Here is a 19,362-nt window from a genome sequence, read left to right as displayed (position 1 = left end):
CGGAAAGTTAAATCGCACCCACAACATGATGCGGCAGATAGGTTTCTTCTAAATAGGTAACATCTTCTGGTGTTAGCTTCAAATCAAGCGCTGGCAATGCATCGGTTAAATGACTTTCTTTGGTAGCGCCAATGATAGGAGCAACTACTTGTTCTTTCTGCAATAGCCAAGCTAGAGCGACTTGCGCGCGTTTTACCTGGTATTTATCAGCGATTTCTGCTACTCGTTCTACAATGATTTTATCCTGTTCTTCTGTCGAATCGTATTTCGATTTCGCGGTTGTATCGGTTAAGAAACGTTTTGTGGTTGCCTCCCAATCACGGGTCAAGCGGCCAGCCGCCAATGGACTGTAAGGTGTCACTGCAATTTTCTGATCGCCGCACAACGGCAGCATTTCCCGTTCTTCTTCACGATAGAGCAAATTCAAATGATTCTGCATTGAGACAAACTTCGTCCAGCCATGCTTATCCGCCACTGCCTGCGCCTTGGCAAATTGCCAAGCATACATCGCCGACGCACCGATATAGCGCGCTTTGCCTGATTTTACGATATCGTGAAGAGCCTCCATCGTTTCTTCAATCGGTGTATTGTAATCCCAGCGGTGGATAATGTAGAGATCGACATAATCCATTTGCAGCCGTTCTAAACTTTGATCAATTTGATAAAGTAATGTCTTTCTCGATAATCCCCGACTATTGGGTGCCTGCTTCATTTGCGTATAAGCTTTAGTCGCAACCACGATTTCGTCACGATTGGCATAATCATTTAACGCTTTACCAAGAATTTTTTCACTTGCGCCATAGGAGTACACATTCGCTGTGTCGAAAAAGTTGATGCCTAGATCTAACGCCTTCTTGATCACGGGTCGGCTCTCTTCTTCCTCCAGCACCCACTCGTGAAATCCACTGTTGGGATCGCCAAAGCCCATCGTTCCTAAACAAAGCTGCGAAACATCCATACCGGTATTGCCAAATTTTACGTAATCCATGCTTTTCCCTCCAATTTTAGCTAAGATAACCTCTTTACCATACACTATGAAGTTCACTTCAAGGCAAGCCCTTTTTTCACTCATTCACAGTTTCGCGGGTAAAACCTGAAAATTTTTTTACTAAAGGTTCTTATATCGAGTTTTTCCCCTACGCGATTTTTGCTATCTCTGTTGCAGAAACAATTAAAGATTATCCAATCGATAAATCTGCCACTGACTTTAGGTACATTCTCGTAGCTTATCCTAGCCGCATTCGGTCCAAACAATGTCAGACTCAAATGATCCTATTTTTGTAAAAGCGAAATCAGATCTTCTGAAATTTGACCGCTTGCACCGATCGTTTTATTCTTTCCATGTAAACGAAAAACTATTTTTCTGTGTCCAGCATCCGATTCATGAACCACTCGACTTGCTGCGGAGCGTCATGATCAAAGAAGGCAGATTCCTTCATATCTAAAGCAGCGATTTTTTCGAAATCTTCATCTGATAATTCAAAATCAAAGATATCGATATTTTCCGCCATACGTTCTGGGCGAACTGATTTTGCCAAAGCGACGATTCCGCGTTGCATCAACCAGCGAAGGACAACTTGACCGACAGATTTCCCATATTGTTCACCGATTTCAGCTAAAACAGGATTGGTAAATAGATCATGGTGTCCTTCCGCAAAAGGAGCCCAAGCTTCGATTTGCACGTCGTATTTTTCATGCCATTCTTGATCTTCCACTCGTTGATTCCATGGATTTACTTCGATTTGATTGATTTGCGGTTTTACGTCATTCAAGCCGACAAACTCGATCATTTTAGCAGATTTGAAGTTTGAAATTCCGATCGCACGTAATTTACCAGCTTTTTGAGCTGCGACCATTGCACGCCATGCGCCATAAACATCCCCGTATGGTTGATGGATCAAATACAGATCCAAATAATCAAGTCCCATTACATTAAGTGATTGTTCAATGGTTTCTGCGGCTTTCGCTTCAGGTGCTTGCAGGATGAATAGTTTTGAAGTAACAAACAGTTCTTCACGAGTAACTAAACCTTCGTCAATCGCACGTTTGACCCCTTCTCCTGTTTCCTTCTCATTTCCATAAATAGAAGCTGTATCGATCAAACGATATCCGGCTTTAATTGCTTGATATACGGCTTCAGCAGTTTCAGCTAAAGGAATTTGATAAACACCAAATCCCAGTTGCGGCATTTCTACACCATTGTTCAATTTAATTGTTTGCATGTTAATTTCCTCCTTAAAATTGATTACATGATCTATCCTAAACCTTGAAGTGAACTCCATAGCAAGAAAAAAGTTTTATTTTTTTCGTTCCCATAACTTTTCAACCTTATCCGGTGTCATCTCGCCAGTCTTGAATTTGGCAATGTGATCGTCATAGGTTTCAATTTTGTATGCCAGCATCTCTCTAACATCCTGTATCTCAGCCATCTTTTGATCCAGCTCTTCTAATTGATCGGCTAAAATTTGTTTCTGAGCATCTTCCACATTCTGTGTTTCTCTTAATTGCGCCAAGTTCGCAAACTCAATCAAAGACTCAACCGATAAGCCCGCATTACGCAAACTTTTAGCCAAATATATCCAATTTAAATCACTGGTCGTATACTCCCGATACCCGCTTTGATTGCGATGAACAGGCGGTATGACGCCCACTCGCTCGTAATAACGCAATGTATCAGTTGTTAAATCAAACATTTCGGCTGCTTTTTTTATATTCATTTAATTTAACCTCCTCATCTATAAAGCTATCATAAACTATGGAGTTCACTCAAAGGCAAGGAGTTATGCTCAAAAATTTATATTTGCTAATAAAAAACTTTATAGTGAAGTTTATCTTTTTCAGATGAGCATTACTAAGACACTAATGAATCGCAGCAAAAAAACTACCTAGACGCAATCAGAATCAATTGATACCCTCCACGACAAATAGCCCACTGCTTTAGCGGGCTTAAAAATTTTTATATAGATATTTTTTTTGAACCGACTCATACCAACGTTGGATTTTTTGATGAGACGATTGCAGTCGACTACTCTCGTTTGCGCGTACGATTGAGTGACTGGCTGTATATCTTTGATTGGTGCAACGGCAGACTCCGGCTCTGCAATTTCATCAATCATATTTTTGTCGTGATGATCCTTTTTTTAACGTAGTGGACCTTTTTCCTACTGCGAGACTTTATAGCAAAACACAAAGACTCAACCTGATCATCTAAACAAATTAAATTTGCTAAAAAACAGCTTTATTACACAAGAAGTGTAACAGCCAATCCGCGGTTATCGACTGATCCTCTCGTCAGCATTTTGCACGACTTATTCTAGCTGCCTTCGCTTTTTCAAACGGTCCAACAGACTCTGTTTTCCCCGTTGGTCCTGCGGTGGTGAGGAGTTGTCTTTCTCCTCTATTTCCTCTTTAAGCTGTACTAATAGTTCAATGTGAACAGGATTTTCCTCATTGTGGATCTTCGCCTCTATCGCCTTGCCGCCCTCCGGCATTTTAGAGACGATTAGCGCGCGTTTCTGTTCCTGGAACAAATTACTCATCTTAAGACCCAATGGCAGTTCCAGCACCTGTTTCAATACGTTAGGTTCGATCATTTTCTCTTCGACGACTGTTAACTTGAAATCTTCAAGCAATGGCCTTTTTTGTTCTAGAACGACTGCTTGAGTTTCTTGCGCCTCCATTGTCGGCACGTCCATAGACGCAGCAGGAACTCCAACCTCTACTTCAATCACTTCATCGATGGTATTATCGAAAATCGTACGTTCGAATTCCTCCAAAAAGCTGGCGGTAATGACTTTATCAAATAATCGGGCATCTTTCTTGTTACGAAAAAGATCGACCGTTGTTAGTTTTTCCAGTGATGCTCTGATTTGTTCGGATGGCATCTCTTTATTGGCATTTTTGACCCGCAGTTTATGCTCTCTACCCAAACTATTTTCAAATTTTGCAACTAATTCTACCATGTGCTCCCCTCCTTACCCTCTAGATTTCCTTGTACTGTTCATGAACCCACCAATCCTCGCAAAGGTTCCGTAATGAATTGGCTGATGACTTTTTCGATTTTTTCTTTAACAAATGATTTGGCCGCAAATAAACGCAGACCGACTAATTTCCATTCCTTCGAAGAAAAATAATTCTTGAAATAAATATAATAGCGGCGCAGAGTACGCGAAGTCTTGCTTTTCATCAGAATTCTCCGGGCAAGTTCCATCATGCAGAAAGAAAAATCTTCCTCTGTGAGTTCGTCTCGTACCTGAAGCGCTACCAAAATTTTGATTGTTGATTTCGCGTCATGGGTGTCATTGAAGTATTGATCCATTCGTTTTTCAATCGTTTTACGCTTAAGCGAAAAGATCTGTGTTGGTGTAAATAGTGTATTTTCCATAGTAGTTCCTCCTATTCGTTTGATTCGAATGCCATATATCATTCAACTAACGTACACGATCAAAAATTTAACCAATCTTGTTAACTACTTTTCTGGCTAAGTATCCTGCGAATAGTTGAACAGACATCCTTTTTCTTCATCTTATTTTTACTTTCTCTGTGATCACGCCTAGACTATAATCCTGTCTGTCAAGCATTGTCAAACCCCAAAATGCCCTTTTTGTTATTTAACAAGTACACAAGTAATAGAAGAATTGAAAGAAAATGAAGCAATAAAATCCAATAATTAATTTATCATATTCAAAAAAGTTATCCACCAGATAGCGTTTCAAACTGGTATTTTAAAGTCTTCTAAACGCTATCACATGAACCCGTAACAAATTTTCAAATCGTTGTTTTAAGCCGTTTATCAGGCCATTTTTCACTTCAAAAAATCGAGGTTTCGACACTTAATGAATACCGTTTTCCGCTCGAAAATCGTATTGAAAGCTTCAATTTTAGCGTAAACCAAACAATATAGTTACGTCTTAGCGATTAAAAATATCCTTTTTACCAGTGCATATAAGATACTTCTAATACCGCATGCTAGACATGTTATTGATCGACCTATTTTCCCTGTCAGCACTTCTTTGACAGAGTTTAGCTAATAAAATTTCATGAATGAACTCAAAAAAAAGCATAAACAGAAATTCTGCTTATGCTCGAAAATAGTATCATTCTATTTTACATCTAACTTAAAAAATCTCTCAAAGCCATTTTCTATAACCTACGATAAATAGTAAGTAGAAAAGTAGTACAACTTCACCTAAAACAGCATGAACTGTCAATCTAGAACCTATTTAGACACCACGACCATCGATTTGATCGTTTTACGCTCTTGCATATCTTGATACGCCTGGTTAATGTCGTCTAGATCGTAGGTCTGGGTAAACACGCGACCTGGATTGATATTCCCATCCAGAACTTCTTTCAATAGAAATTGCTTATCGTACGTTGTTACGGATGCTGAACCGCCAGCGACTGAAATGTTTTGCGCAAAGGTCGAACCAAGTGGGCGATTATTGTAATGCGGTACCCCAACATAACCAACACGGCCTCCATTATGAAGGACTCCCAGGGCTTGATCGATTGCGGCTTCTGTCCCCACACATTCAAGCGCAGCATCTGCACCGCCGCCTAAAATCTCACGAACTTTTGCAATACCTTCTTCTCCACGTTCAGCGACAACAGCCGTTGCTCCTGATTGCAAAGCCATCTCCTGCCGATCCTCATGACGGCTCATCAGAACAATCTGAGAAGCGCCACGCATTTTCGCAGCTATCACCGCACACTGACCTACAGCTCCGTCACCGATGACAACAACTTTGTCGCCTTTTTCTACATATGCACATCGCGCTGCGTGGTAACCAGTTGGCATCACATCAGCCAAAGTCAACAATGACTTAATCATTCCTTCAGTATAGTCAGACGGTTGTCCAGGAATTTTGATCAACGCCCAATTGGCATAATGGAACCGAATGTATTCAGATTGGAATCCATGAGACCAGTTGGTAGCGCCTTTGTGACGATCGCAAGTGCCGTCGAAACCTGAACGACAAGCATCGCATTCCCCACAGCCATGGGTGAAAGGTACGATCACAAAATCCCCCGGTTTCACAGTGGTGATTGCGGAACCAATTTCTTCCACGATTCCCAAGGCTTCGTGACCATCATTGACAGAGTGTGCTTCCTTGTTGTCACCATGAGAATAAGACCAAAGATCTGAACCACAGACACATGCGCGGACGACTTTAATAATCACATCGTCCTCCGCCTGTAATTTTGGCTTTTCAATTTCTTGAACCGTTACTAGACCAGCTTTTTCAAAAATTGTTGATTTCATCATTCCATTCCTTTCAATTTCAGTTTGTATTACAATCGGAAAAGAAACAGTTGCATTAATCCTAAAGCAATATTCCGATTACTCTATGAATATTGAGTATATTTAGTATAAACCTTGAAGTTCACTTTAAGTCAAATAAAAAATTTTAGCAAAACAATGCTAGATTGAGAGTTGCTCTCTTTATCTAAAATGTAACACATTTTGAAAGACGCTCCAAAGACTTTCGTTTCCAACTGATTCTCTTAAAAAACCTTGGCAGTTTAGAACAAAGTAATACATAATCCGAAGATGAAATGATCTATACTGGCTTCAATTCACCATTAACAAATTAGAAAATAGAACTTTTCTTATGCTCTCTACATGAGTTCGCTACTCACACAAATATTTTTGCTCATTTCACACGAATATATCACAATTTCAACACTTTTCTACGCTATTCTATATACATGAAAAACCTAACCCTTTTTTCATTTTAAAACTCCTAAGACAAAAGACAGGTAATCAACATCGACCTGTCTTTTGTTTTTTCTAATAGTAGAACAAAATTTCAAGAACAACTTTACCACCTTTCGAAAACAGTGAAATTCATGTGTTATCAATTGATCTCAGCATTGATTTGACGGAGGGCTGCGACAGTTAGGTGTTCTCTTTTTTGCGCTCTACAGTGGAATGTGAATATTTAAAAGTGAAAGTCCTATATTATTGAGGTTCCGACACCACTCAATAATATAGGACTTTCACTATAATTCTTTTGTTTTCCAAGTGGCGAGTTGATGATATAATTTGCGAGTTATTTTTTATTCGATATGATATCTACCTTTTCTCTTTGATAATATAAGTCTTCAATCTTTCCTGATATTAGACAAGCCATTAAAAAAATTCCAATGAATCCTCCTAAAAAGAGGCCTAAAATGAACATTATCAAACTATTTCCTCCTACTGCGACTATTCTGCTTGATCTGTTGGGTTACCATTTTTTTCAAAACTAAAATAATGAATGTTAAAGCAATAAGCAATAAACCAACTATTGTAATCATCCTGTTGGGCGACATCGTTCCTGTATTTGGAAGGTTATTGCTTCTTGTCACATTCGATGCAGAGCCGGTTTGCTTAGGACTGCTTGTAACCATCTCTTCTTCGGGAGTACTTTGATCAAGCTGCTCATTAATGAATATCGCCTCAGATTCATAGTTTACCCCTGCACTGAGTTGTCCGTTTTCTAAAAATATTTCAACAGATACCTCAATTATTGAATCATCGTATTTAATCTGACTGACATTGGTATTCTTCTCTCGAAGCTCATATCGAAAGCTACCTTCCCTATCAAAAACTAGTTCCTCAAATATAATATTACCCTCTGAATCATTAGTGGTCGTTTGCAGAATATTTCCATTCTGATCCAATAATTCAAATTCGAATTGATTATTTTGCAGTAGTCCATTCTCAAGAACTTTTTGTGCCATTATTACTGCAGCATTACTATTTGGTACATATACGTTATTAAAATGAGGATCTGTATTGTAATCAGCAATAGCAATTAGTCTACCATCAACTTCTTCCACTTGAACGACTACAGTATGCTCGCTTCGATCATATTCGATTTGACTATCATTCCCGATTTTTTCCCTGATAAAGTATTGATAGCTTCCAGAACTAGTGAACTCTATTTCTTCAAAAAGGATACGCCCGTCTTGATAGTTTGTTGCTGTTTGGATAACCCTCCTATTTGAATCTAGAAGCTCAAACTCAAATTGCCCATTGACAAGATTAGAGTTTTCTAGTGTTTTCATTGCTTCTAACACTATGCTTCCAGATTGGGGGACATAAGTGTTTACAAATGTCGGTTGTTCACTATAAGTAGTATTTGCAACAAGTTTTCCATCTTGCAGTTGAACAGCTATTCTTACATTGAATACAGAATCATCGTACTCAATAAGCGGATTGTCACCTATCTTTTCTCTAATAGTATAGTTATATTCACCTTCAGAATCGAACTCAATAGACTCAAAGACAATCAGTCCTTCACTTGTGTTAGTGACAGTTTGTACTACATCTCCATTTGAATCTATCAATTCGAATTCAAATTGTCCTTCACTTAAATTTGCATGTTCTAAAATTTTCATAGCTTGAAGTGAAGTAGCTGCTTTTAATCTTCTATTATAAATATTGAACTGAAATCCTTGAGTATCGGAAGCACGTACAGTAAATCTACCATCTTCGCTAATACTTGAGTTTTCAGATTCAGGAATGATCATACCACTTTCATATCCATCAGGAATTTCAGACTCCACTAAAATGTAGTCACCTATTGCTAAATTAGAAATCTCAACTATTCCCAGATTATTTGTTCGTCCAGAAGCAACTGGAGTATCTCCAACACTACGAGGATATCTATAAACATCAAAAGATACTTCGGAGATTCCATCATGGCTATCTTCATCCATTTTGCTTATTCTTATTGATCCTCTTGGAATTGTTCCTATGCCACCACCGGTGATTTCTTGAAACCTAATTTCCGTATTTGCTTCTGATTCATTGCTCGAACCGTATAACAATCGAGCAGTATTTCTAAAGGACTCCTGTTCAAGATACTCCTCGTTAACATTTGTTATTATACTCACAGAAAGTCCGGCTACTCCTGTATTTTCGGTTCTTGATAAAAGGCGTTCAAATGCAGCTAAAGTGTTTTCCTTATTTTCTGCTGGTAATCTAGGATTAGCGTCGTATCGACTATCAATTCTCTGAAGTGCCTCATCTCTAGTCATAGCTAATTCTAAACTATCCGATGTATCTCCAGTATTTTGTACTGGAACGTTACCAAGTTTTAAAATAAGCGTCTGTCTTCCGTTGAAGCCATTCAATAATGTATATGATCCTGGCTGTGAAGCTCTTATTATTTGCATATCAGAATCATAATTCCCGGAAGAGGGTAATTGTCTTGATCTAAAAGGTATTTCAGTAACTCTGGTGTTGTAGACGACATTTTCATCAACATTGTCCATCAGATTTATAGGAAGATAGATTGATAGGCTTGAAATCTCCAACCCTTCTTCGAATTCATCAATTAGAATCGCATCCTCAAAATTGTTCTCAAAAGGAAGATTGCTGTAAGCCCTAACGAGATCCGGATAATTAACCGGAATATTCCACTCAACCGTATTTGTATTAGCTCGCTGCCAACCCGATTTTGAAAAAACTGGCAGGTTATCTGGATTAATGACATTATTAGGACGCTCAACAACTTCAAAGGATGGAAGTTCAGATTCACCAATTTCGACAAGTTCATTTTCATCCTTTATTTCGTTTAGCGATCCTTGATAGATGAAAAAACCTTCTTGTATTGATGTAATATTTTCGCTTGAAATCGTATCATTAAATGTCACATGAATTCTGGAGCCTTCATTAGAAGCAACAAGCTGATATTCACCGACATGTTTATCTTCTCCGTCAACTTGAATAGTCAAATTACGTGACGAAGTGGTATAAAATCTGAACAGTGATGGCAAGTCAATTTCAAAATAATCTCCTGCTTGAATTCCCTGAGTATCAAATATATTCCAATTAATGGTGAGTCGAACAGCATCCCCAACTCTAAGTGTATCTCCTTCAAGAATTTCAACCCAAGAACCATTTCTACTTCTTTCGAGGAGAACGCTTGATATATCGACACCATTTATTAAATTTTGATTGGAAGATACTATTTCTGATTTTTGAACATTTTCCGAGGTTACTATAGCCTCAGACTCTGTTATGGCTTCCTCTACTTTTTTCTTATCGGAAAAGTAAATCGGTAATCTCATCCCGTTTTCAAACTCTAAAGAATCTTCGTTAAGATTTTGAAATGTACATACAGCATCTATGTTTATAGTTTGCTCTATTTCATTAACATCCTCTTCCAAATTATCACTATCTATACCGGAAAAATCTAAAGCAATTTCAGTATTAATAAGTTTAAAACTACCTATACTTTCTGATAAATTACCAGACTGGTTGGGATACGTTAAATTATTTGGGAGACTTATTGTCTTCGTTGATGAAGAGCTTAATTTTGTTACTGGTACGATGAAGGTCAGTTGCAATTTTAAAGCTGAGCCTTTCTCGATTGGATTATCTTTGGTAATGATTTCTCCATTTGAATTAAGTAATACGACTTCTTTGATTTTTAAATCAGATGTTTGCTCTTCCGCAAAATACACATTCAAAGGAAGTATACTTGCAATCAGCGTAACGAGTAAAAACAGTACGGATATTTTCATTTTCAAAATATTAATTCATCCTCACTATTGATTCATACTTTTTTAGATTTGAATCTTTGATCTCAATTAATCCTGAATTCCCTACCACTAGCTCGATAGTGTCATGAAGACTGTATCGATTGTCAGTCTTTTTGCAAAATGATAGTTTACTTGAAATTTTGAAATCTCCTAATTCGTAAAACAGGGTCGATCTTTTTTTATCCTGTATCTTAGACATAAGCAAACCTTCAAGCAACAAAAATATACCCACTTTCTGATGATAATAAATTCTACCAGGAGTCAATGATATTGTTGGTTTAATCTTTGTTGTACTGATTGGAACGTAAAGATTATCAAAAAAAATATGATCCATATATTTTAAACTTAGATTGATTTGAAGAATCTTCAACTTCGTAATAATTTCCTCCACCCTCTTCCTATTAATATATGTGATTAATTTCACCAAAAATTTAATTACTTTCCTTCAAAAAGAAAACCTAAAAATCATTCTGTTTGTTCCATACAAAAAGTGTACTTATGTTTTGTGATGTAAATGTGATAGTTCTTAAAGAGAAATCAAAAGTTTAATTTTTGAGAGATAACTTCGAAATCAACTATTCTTTTTGAACTACTTGCTAATTTTTTATTAACTAAAGTATTAAAAATGTCGGTAGAGATAGCGCTAATTCATAGTATTTAGATTCCAAAAATATTTGTATCAACAAATATGTAATATAGATCCTTTTATCGTATGCTGGCGAAAAATTTTATCTAGATGTTGTTGACTTCGAGTGAACTCTAGGGAGTAGAATAAAAGTAAGCGCTGTATGATTTAACTTATATGACAAGATGGAGGTATAGTTATGAAAGTGGCAACATTTATTGAACCTGGAAAAATGGAAGTGCAAGACGCACCAAAACCAACAATAATAAAAGAGACCGATGCAATTATCAAAATAATACGTGCTTGTGTATGCGGGTCAGATCTTTGGTGGTTTCGTGGTATTTCGAAGCGAGAATTGAATAGTCACGCAGGTCACGAAGCAATTGGAATTGTAGAAGAAGTAGGATCAGCAGTAACTGCTGTAAAAAAAGGAGATTTTGTAATTGTCCCTTTCACTCACGGTTGTGGGGAATGTCCAGCTTGTAAAGCAGGCTTTGATGGAGACTGCACTAATCGTGAAACTGGTGGGAATGCTGGTTACCAAGGAGAATATTTACGTTTTACAAATGCTCATTGGGCGCTTGTAAAAATTCCAGGAAAGCCCTCTGATTATTCAGAAGCCATGTTGAATTCTCTTTTAAGCCTTGCAGATGTCATGGCTACAGGATACCACGCTGCAAAAACAGCTGAAGTATCCAAAGGATCAACTGTTGTTGTTATCGGTGATGGTGCAGTAGGACTTTGTGGTATTATCGGGGCAAAATTATTAGGTGCAAAACGCATAATCGCCATGAGTAAGTATAAAGATCGGCAAAAATTAGCTTGTGAGTTTGGAGCGACCGACATTATTTCTGAACGAGGAGAAGAAGCAATCACAAAAGTTATGGAATTAACGAATAATGCCGGTGCTGATGCTGTTCTAGAATGCGTTGGAACCGAAATGTCTGTACAGACGGCTATAAAAATTTGCCGTCCAGGAGCAGTTATCGGACGAGTTGGTGTACCACAAAAAAATGATATGAATACTAGTTCTCTTTTTTGGAAAAACATTGGTCTCCGTGGTGGTGTTGCTTCCGTTACCACATACAATAGAGAGATCCTATTAGAAGCAGTATTGAATGGTGAAATTGAACCTGGAAAAGTATTTACACAGCAATTTGATCTAGATGACATTCAAGCAGCCTATGAAGCAATGGATAAAAGAGAAGCCATTAAATCATTGATACTCATTGGTCGTACTAACTAAAAAAAGTTAACAATTATTCATAATTGAGTAAAATTAAATCATAATAAAAAGACTTCTACACTCGGGCAATAATCCCTCAAAAGTAGAAGTTTTTTTATGCCTTTTTCATTTCAATTACTCAAGTTAGGCCCTGCTCTTTTCTTCGTTCTAACCACCAAAATGAGAAACTCATGACTGCAATATCGATAAAAATTGCATAGCTCATTGCTGCTGGAAAGACAGTGATTGCAATTAATAAACCAGCCACTTTTATTATCAAGTCAATAATTGTGATGGTATTTGATGTAGAATACAATAATCCAAATTTCACATGTGGGTTTACTTTGTCAAGCGACTTTGAAATCAATATATTACTTAAAGTAACGGCTATTACAATTATTCCATACATCACTTGAGCAGTTTTACTGTTAAAATTTGCTGACACTATGCTAGTTGTGTAAGGAAAAAAAGAAGAAAAAAACAAAAGTATCAACGTATAAACAACTGTACTATTACTAATTTTTTTCACTAGCGTCCAACTATTATGATGTGTTAACCACATTAAGCCCAACCAAAAGAATGATAACGTATATGAAAAAAAGTTTTCTCTCAAATCCCATAATCCTCTAACTGAAAGAGGATTAGGTTTCTCTAATTCTAAAATTAATATTGTCATAATAATAGCTAAAACAGCGTCTGTAAAAGCAGCTATTCTTTCTTTACCCATGATTCATCTTCTCCCCTATTTTTTTATTCACTATCTTATTAATGACTCAATTGTTCTATTTTAATACTTTATTTTTAAATTCTAAAGTTTTTTGACCAAAACTATTTTACATTAGCAAAGATGGAAAAAAGTGCTATTATCCAAAACGATAATAGCACTTTTGTCATTCTTAAAAGATGGTATTACATTACTTGTTTACTTGGACGAACAATGATCTCATTTATTGATGCATCTGCGGGCAAATTCACTGCGAAGGCAATTGATTCAGCCACTCGCTCTGGTGAAATAGCATATTCATTATAAAATTGTTCCGTTCCTTTGCGAACTGCTTCGTCAGTAATTGAATTAGTCAATTCTGTAGCAATTGCTCCTGGTGAGATTGTGGTTACACGGACATTGCTTCCAGCTTGAGCTTCTTCTTGTCTCAAACCTTCACTAATTGCTAGGACACCATGTTTTGTTGCACTGTATACCGATGAACCTGGACCAACGATATGTCCTGCAATTGATGAAGTATTAATATAGTGTCCAGATTGTTGTTCACGCATAATTCCTAAACTTGCATTGATCCCATAAAGAACACCTTTTAGGTTAACATCAATCATGCGATTCCAGTCTTCAACTTTGCCATCTGACAAAACTGATTGTGGCATTAAACCAGCATTATTCATCCAGACATCGATACGTCCATATGCATCCATAGCAGTTTTTGCCAACTCTTTTACAGAATCTAAATTAGTAACATCTGTTACACTGTATACCGCTTCTCCCCCTGCTGTTTTGATATTATCTGAGATTTCTTTTAATCTGTCTTCTCTTCTAGCGCCAAGTACTAATTGGTTTCCCTGAGAAGCAAGAAGTTTAGCTGTTGCTTCTCCGATTCCACTTGATGCTCCAGTAATAACGATAACTTTTTTTGTCATATAAACACTCTCTTTCTTTCTCGTATGCTTTTAAGATACACCCTAGACTTAACTCTAGGGCAAGCAAAAAGTTTCTTTTTTAAAAAAAATATTGCAATGAATGAAAAGACTGATTTACAAATGATTCTTCATCATGGCCACCTATTGTTTCAAAATAAGTAAGATTCTGATCATGAAAAACTGGCTCATTGATAAGTTCAGAAATGGATTGCTCCATCGATGCTCTCGTGCCATCCATTTCTCCCACAGAAGCACTGATAAAGAAATCATTATCATCAAAATCATTCTTATTAACTGACTCAGTCATCAAATAAGTATCACTATAATTTGGTCCAGCCATAGGCATAAAAAATTTGAAGTACTGTAGGCTATATTGGAAAACATACCAGGTTGTTGCACTCCCCATCGAAAACCCACCAAACGCTTGATGGTCTCTAGCTTCTTGAAGAGAAGATTGATCACTTCCTTTTGCAAAAGTACGATAGTTACTCGCAATTAATGGCATTAGATCAGAAATTAATTCACTCTCTGCAAACCTTTGATTCAAAGGTAAATCGTCATTCCAGTTTCCTGTAATCATTTCTCGATTTGGATAGTAAGTAGGGGCGACAACTATCATTGGTTCCACTTTTTCATCTGCAATTAAATTATCAATCATTGTTTTCCATAACGACTGTTCATTTTTTCCGCCATTTCCTAAAAAGTCTTCTGGTCCCATATCCCATCCATGCATTAGATACAGCACATTATACTGTTTATCAGTATCATAATAGTCTACAGGTAAATAAACTAAAGCCTCCTTTTGATATGATTCTTCCTCAAAATCAGTCTCATAGGATACTCGTTCTACACTCCCACCTTTTCCATTAATTGATGAGTTATGATAATTCGTTGGCATTTCTTCTTTCAAACTATTTTTTGATTCAACACTTTCTTCTGAACTAATACTGTTAGGTGAATTCCAAGTATTGAAAAAAAACACAGCTCCAATTCCAATAATCACCATCGTGAATAGCAAAACAAATAGAAGGTTTTTTCTCATCTTTCCACCTTTCATATTATTAGAGGCTTGGTACTCCTGTCGAAAACTTAATTAGATAATCCTAATTTTTTACAATCCTGGTAAAGGAATTCCTTTTTGGTAATTATCAGGACTAGAATAATTCTTCACCAAACGATCTGGCAATCCGATTTGCGCCAATTGTTTATGAGATATAGCTGCTACAATCTCACCAGCTCGATTTTCACGAATTTTTCTTGTAAATTCTGGATCAAGCAGAAGCGCTCGTCCAATATAGACACCATCTGTTTGATCGATGACTTTCATAATGTCTTCTGGATGGTGTACATGCGCACCGATAAAAAGCAGACACTTATCTTGTGTTAATTTTTTAAACAGTTCTGCAAATGTTTCATCATGGTCACGAGGTTTTGCGTCCAAATCATAATTTAATCCACCTGAAAGTGATACATTTAAGTAATCAATGCCAATAGTCAGTGCATGCTTTGTTTGATCTAGCATATCTTCAACTAAGTATCCTACATTTTCACCGTGAATTTCTTCTGGACTCACACGCCACCCTAAAATAAAGTTTTTATTTCCGAATTCTTCAATAACTTCTTTTACACCTTTGAGAACAGCTAATGGAAGCTTCATTCTATTGCTGTGATTGCCTCCCCATTCATCATCTCTAAGATTGGAGTAACTTGAAAAAAACTGTTGTAAAATATCATGATTACAATTATGGATTTCAATACCATCATAACCTGCTAGGATGGCACGTCGTGTAGCTTCTTTAAAGTCGTTTATCAGATCATGAATGTCCTGTTCTGTCATTTCCTTTATTTCATAATCTACCCATGGGAACGCCATTTTAGTTGGTGCGTACACTCCTTTTCCATATTTAGCTGAAATCCCTGATTCTCGACCGGCATGAGATAGTTGAAGGATTGCTTTGGCACCAGCATCTTTTATTGCTTTAGCAAGTTTACCTAATCCTTCAATGTCGTCATCTCGAGAGACACTCAATTGTCCCTCAACTTGAATTCCCTGATCATTAACATAAGCATACCCTGTAACTGCTATTCCTACATTGGCAGCACGAGAGTTCATGTATGAAAGTTGTTGCTCTGTTACTTTTCCTTGTTCAGCTGAATCATCACACATGGGAGCCATCATCAGTCTATTTGAAAGTTTGACACCATTAGGTAAAGTTATCGTGTCAAAAAACTTGTCATAGGTCATAATTTTTCTCCTTTATTAGTTTTATTTTTTATCAAACTCTATTTGATTCAACTGGCCATTAACCATTTTCTACTCAACAACTTCTTTACCGAGCTTTTAAATAGTTTAATATAGCTTCCCTTACCTGATTATCATCACCACTAATTTTATGTCCTATATCAGGTAGAACTTCTAATTCCGCAGAATTATAGATGTTTAACGCCCTCTCAGAATACCTTATTGGCGCTAAAGTATCTTTGTCACCATGAATAATCAAAACATGCTTATTAAAAGATTTAATATGCTCCAAAAAATCATAATTGAAAACCTCGGCAAAGTAATCCCTGCCAACAATCATTCCTCTCATATGGCTTTCTTTTGGGATTTCAGCTATAGAGGAAAAGGTTTCTCTAGCATTATCCGGAATGACAAATGCTGGACAAAGTAGAACTAAGCCATTAATGTCTTCCGAGTGGTTTGAAGCTGTCATAGCTGATACAACACCACCTTGACTTGCACCTATTAAGAAAAGCTGATTGGGATCAACATAATCTAATGATTTCATTTCTAAAATGACAGTCTCCAAATCAAGTATTTCTGAAGAAATAGTCATTTCTAACGTAGAGCCATCACTTTTACTCTGTGTACTACCTCCACAAAAATCAAAGACACAAGTAACAAAACCATTTTCAGCTAAAAATTCTGCATATAGTATTCCATTTTCATGAGTTCCATTAAACCCATGAGAATAGATTACTGTTGGCATAGGCTGCTTGATCATAACTGGCTTATAAATTACTCCAAAAATCTGTTTATTATTACGTGAGAAAAAAACATCTTCCTTAATGTAATTGTTCATGTTTTTCTTCCTCCATAGGATCAGCTACGACAAACTCTCGTATTCTTCATCATTTACCGCTTCTAGCCATTCGGCTGTACCCGCTGTAATAGCAATATGTGAAAACCAACTATTCTTTGTTGCTCCATGCCAATGCTTTACTCCTTCATGGGTAACGATTACGTCTCCAGGAGTCAATTTTCTCGGCTCTTCTCCTTCTTCTTGATACCAACCTTCTCCACCTGTTACTAGAAGGATTTGATACCCATCAATATGCTTGTGCCAATTATTTCGACATCCTGGTTCAAATGAGACATTTGCTACACCTGCAGCTACTTCTGGGTCGTTAACTAGTCCAGCTACATAGCTTTTACCAATAAAATATTGAGCATATTTTTCATTTTCATCACCTAGAGGAAAAATAACCCCGTCTTTTACGTTAGTATTTAATTCCATAATAAGATTCCTTTCTATTTAACCTCATTTATCCAATCAATCACTTCTTGATGAGAATCAGCCACGTTGTTTCTTGAAATACTTAAAGCATTAGAAACTACATCGGCATCTGGTAATTCGTCTTCTAAAATCCCAACTGTTCCTGCCAAACCACTTCCACCATGAGTACTAAACGGAATGACTGTTTTTCCAGAGAAATCATAACTTTCTAAGAAAGTGTAGAATACCATTGGAAAATCTGAGTTCCAAATTGGATACCCAAGATAAATTGTGTCGTATTGGTCAAAGTTACTGATTGTAGATGCCAATGCTGGTCGTTCATTGCTACTTTTCTCATCAGCAGCTTCATCCAGTAACTCATCGATATCTGTTGGATAAGATTTTTCTGCTTGTATTTGGAAAGTATCAGCATTCAACTCTTCTGAAATCCAATTTGCAGTTTGTTGAGTCAATCCAAGTCGTTCTCCATTTTCCTCCATTAGACTAGCCCCTGTCGTTACATCTAAATCATTTCCAACTGGAAGTGAAAAATAGGCAACGAGAACTTTTCCGTCTCCATCAGGATTTCGTACTTCAGAAGTAGCTGTTACAGAATTATTTGTATTAGACGAATTTCCATTGCTGGCCTCGTCACTGTCACTGCTACATCCAACTAATAAAAATAGTAAAGGTAAAGTAAATAAGATTTTTTTCATGAAAGCCTCCATTTATTTTTTATCAAAGATTGTATCAATTAGTAAAAACTTGGTTTTTCAAATTCAGTTCCAGGTTCACCGATTCCAAGACTCTCACGATGATAATCAAGCTTACCAGTTAAAAGATCCGTGACAACCTGGGATACTGCCTCACGTGTTACCTGAGCCTCTTTGAACGGTTCACCTTTTTTAGTTAGCTGAACATCAGTATTTCCTTTCTCATTGTATAACCATGTAATTCGTAAAATAATATAATCAAGGCTACTATTCTCGATTGCATCAGCCGCTCTTCGATACTCTGAATTCCACATAATACCAGTATTTGCTCTATACCATTGTTGGAATTTCCCTTCAATTTCTTGATAAATATCTGGGACACTAGCCGCGATAAACTTTTTGATACCAATCTGTTCAAATAATTTCACTAAAGGTTCAACCAACTTATCTCCACCAACATAACTTAAGTAGACAGCATCAACATCTTTTAAGTTATCACGAATTTTTTCAACTTCTTCAAATGTACCGTCTACTAATGTAACTCGCGAATTATTACTAAAACTAAGTCGTTTAGAAACATTTCGACCATATAGAACTAAGTCATAATTGGTTTGATTTAACAAATCACTTGTCACTAATTTTCCAATCTGTCCTGCGGCACCTAATATCATTACTTTCATCGTAATTTCCTCCAGTTTAATGTTCTCATGATGATTTTATATGGTTGACTCTACATACTAAAGAATCACTTCTATTCTTCTTAATTTCAAAGAATAGAAGTGATTCTGAATGTAATTGGAACTACAATATTTTTACTAGTGTATCCGATCACTTCATTCTATGAAATTCTTTTGTAAATATAATTGTTTGATTATTGAAGTTGGTACTTTATTCGGACCTCCAAAAATTACATCTGGTGGAGCTTTTCGAATATTACTTGAAGTTTCATAAATTAACACATCTAGATTTTTTTCCACTGACAAGCTACCTTCTTTCTTGATTAATAAATGTAACTAATATCTACTGAACAAATCACTTTTCTAGAAGGTTAGTGATCTATCCTTAAATAAAATGAAAAATTGCTGACTAGGAGGAGCACCTAAAAATTCTCGG

The 19,362-nt window shown here is 36.7% G+C and carries 16 protein-coding genes; 1 reads left to right on the top strand and 15 read right to left on the bottom strand.

The genetic code is table 11. The features are described from left to right. Positions 1 to 7 precede the first annotated feature (7 nt). The 7 genes from E6139_RS01715 to E6139_RS01685 all read right to left on the bottom strand — a co-directional run bounded on the left by E6139_RS01715 (position 8) and on the right by E6139_RS01685 (position 10,521). Positions 8 to 988 (bottom strand): aldo/keto reductase, encoded by a 981-nt coding sequence (locus E6139_RS01715; protein ID WP_316401316.1) that lies wholly within the window; start codon positions 986 to 988, stop codon positions 8 to 10. 367 nt (positions 989 to 1,355) lie between these two features. After that, on the bottom strand, positions 1,356 to 2,222 hold the full coding sequence (locus E6139_RS01710; protein ID WP_316401315.1) for an aldo/keto reductase: 867 nt from the start codon (positions 2,220 to 2,222) through the stop codon (positions 1,356 to 1,358). Between the two features lie 75 nt (positions 2,223 to 2,297). Next, positions 2,298 to 2,717 (bottom strand): MerR family transcriptional regulator, encoded by a 420-nt coding sequence (locus E6139_RS01705; RefSeq protein WP_316401314.1) that lies wholly within the window; start codon positions 2,715 to 2,717, stop codon positions 2,298 to 2,300. Between the two features lie 591 nt (positions 2,718 to 3,308). After that, positions 3,309 to 3,962 (bottom strand): hypothetical protein, encoded by a 654-nt coding sequence (locus tag E6139_RS01700; protein WP_316401313.1) that lies wholly within the window; start codon positions 3,960 to 3,962, stop codon positions 3,309 to 3,311. 38 nt (positions 3,963 to 4,000) lie between these two features. Next, the gene (locus E6139_RS01695) at positions 4,001 to 4,384 is read right to left on the bottom strand and encodes a hypothetical protein (RefSeq protein WP_316401312.1); all 384 of its coding nucleotides are present in this window, start codon (positions 4,382 to 4,384) and stop codon (positions 4,001 to 4,003) included. Between the two features lie 834 nt (positions 4,385 to 5,218). Continuing rightward, positions 5,219 to 6,265 (bottom strand): zinc-binding dehydrogenase, encoded by a 1,047-nt coding sequence (locus E6139_RS01690; protein WP_316401311.1) that lies wholly within the window; start codon positions 6,263 to 6,265, stop codon positions 5,219 to 5,221. 926 nt (positions 6,266 to 7,191) lie between these two features. Beyond that, on the bottom strand, positions 7,192 to 10,521 hold the full coding sequence (locus E6139_RS01685; RefSeq protein WP_316401557.1) for a Spy0128 family protein: 3,330 nt from the start codon (positions 10,519 to 10,521) through the stop codon (positions 7,192 to 7,194). Positions 10,522 to 11,363: 842 nt separating this feature from the next. Between E6139_RS01685 and E6139_RS01680 the strand changes: the two genes are divergently transcribed. Next, positions 11,364 to 12,410 carry a zinc-dependent alcohol dehydrogenase family protein gene (locus E6139_RS01680; RefSeq protein ID WP_316401310.1) on the top strand — a complete coding sequence of 349 codons (1,047 nt, stop codon included), beginning with the start codon at positions 11,364 to 11,366 and terminating at the stop codon, positions 12,408 to 12,410. A 118-nt stretch (positions 12,411 to 12,528) separates the two neighbouring features. Here the strand turns inward: E6139_RS01680 and E6139_RS01675 are convergent, their stop codons facing one another. The 8 genes from E6139_RS01675 to E6139_RS01640 all read right to left on the bottom strand — a co-directional run bounded on the left by E6139_RS01675 (position 12,529) and on the right by E6139_RS01640 (position 18,929). Then, complete coding sequence (locus E6139_RS01675) at positions 12,529 to 13,116, bottom strand: TMEM175 family protein (protein WP_316401309.1); 588 nt, start codon at positions 13,114 to 13,116, stop codon at positions 12,529 to 12,531. 182 nt (positions 13,117 to 13,298) lie between these two features. After that, positions 13,299 to 14,039 carry an SDR family oxidoreductase gene (locus E6139_RS01670; RefSeq protein WP_316401308.1) on the bottom strand — a complete coding sequence of 247 codons (741 nt, stop codon included), beginning with the start codon at positions 14,037 to 14,039 and terminating at the stop codon, positions 13,299 to 13,301. 79 nt (positions 14,040 to 14,118) lie between these two features. Then, positions 14,119 to 15,081: an alpha/beta hydrolase gene (locus tag E6139_RS01665; protein WP_316401307.1), complete on the bottom strand. Its 963-nt coding sequence runs from the start codon at positions 15,079 to 15,081 to the stop codon at positions 14,119 to 14,121. A 69-nt stretch (positions 15,082 to 15,150) separates the two neighbouring features. Continuing rightward, positions 15,151 to 16,284 (bottom strand): NADH-dependent oxidoreductase, encoded by a 1,134-nt coding sequence (locus E6139_RS01660; RefSeq protein WP_316401306.1) that lies wholly within the window; start codon positions 16,282 to 16,284, stop codon positions 15,151 to 15,153. 85 nt (positions 16,285 to 16,369) lie between these two features. Continuing rightward, positions 16,370 to 17,122 (bottom strand): alpha/beta hydrolase, encoded by a 753-nt coding sequence (locus tag E6139_RS01655; protein ID WP_316401305.1) that lies wholly within the window; start codon positions 17,120 to 17,122, stop codon positions 16,370 to 16,372. Between the two features lie 24 nt (positions 17,123 to 17,146). Then, positions 17,147 to 17,557 (bottom strand): cupin domain-containing protein, encoded by a 411-nt coding sequence (locus E6139_RS01650; RefSeq protein ID WP_316401304.1) that lies wholly within the window; start codon positions 17,555 to 17,557, stop codon positions 17,147 to 17,149. Between the two features lie 14 nt (positions 17,558 to 17,571). Further along, a complete protein-coding gene (locus E6139_RS01645) occupies positions 17,572 to 18,252 on the bottom strand; it encodes a flavodoxin (RefSeq protein ID WP_316401303.1) in 681 nt (226 codons plus the stop codon). A 38-nt stretch (positions 18,253 to 18,290) separates the two neighbouring features. Next, complete coding sequence (locus E6139_RS01640) at positions 18,291 to 18,929, bottom strand: NAD(P)H-binding protein (protein WP_316401302.1); 639 nt, start codon at positions 18,927 to 18,929, stop codon at positions 18,291 to 18,293. Between the last annotated feature and the right edge of the window lie 433 nt (positions 18,930 to 19,362).

Origin of the sequence: Enterococcus sp., from assembly GCF_032555305.1 — a bacterium.
Classification (GTDB): Bacteria; Bacillota; Bacilli; order Lactobacillales; family Enterococcaceae; genus Enterococcus_A.
This window is presented reverse-complemented; position numbering and strand designations above follow the sequence as displayed.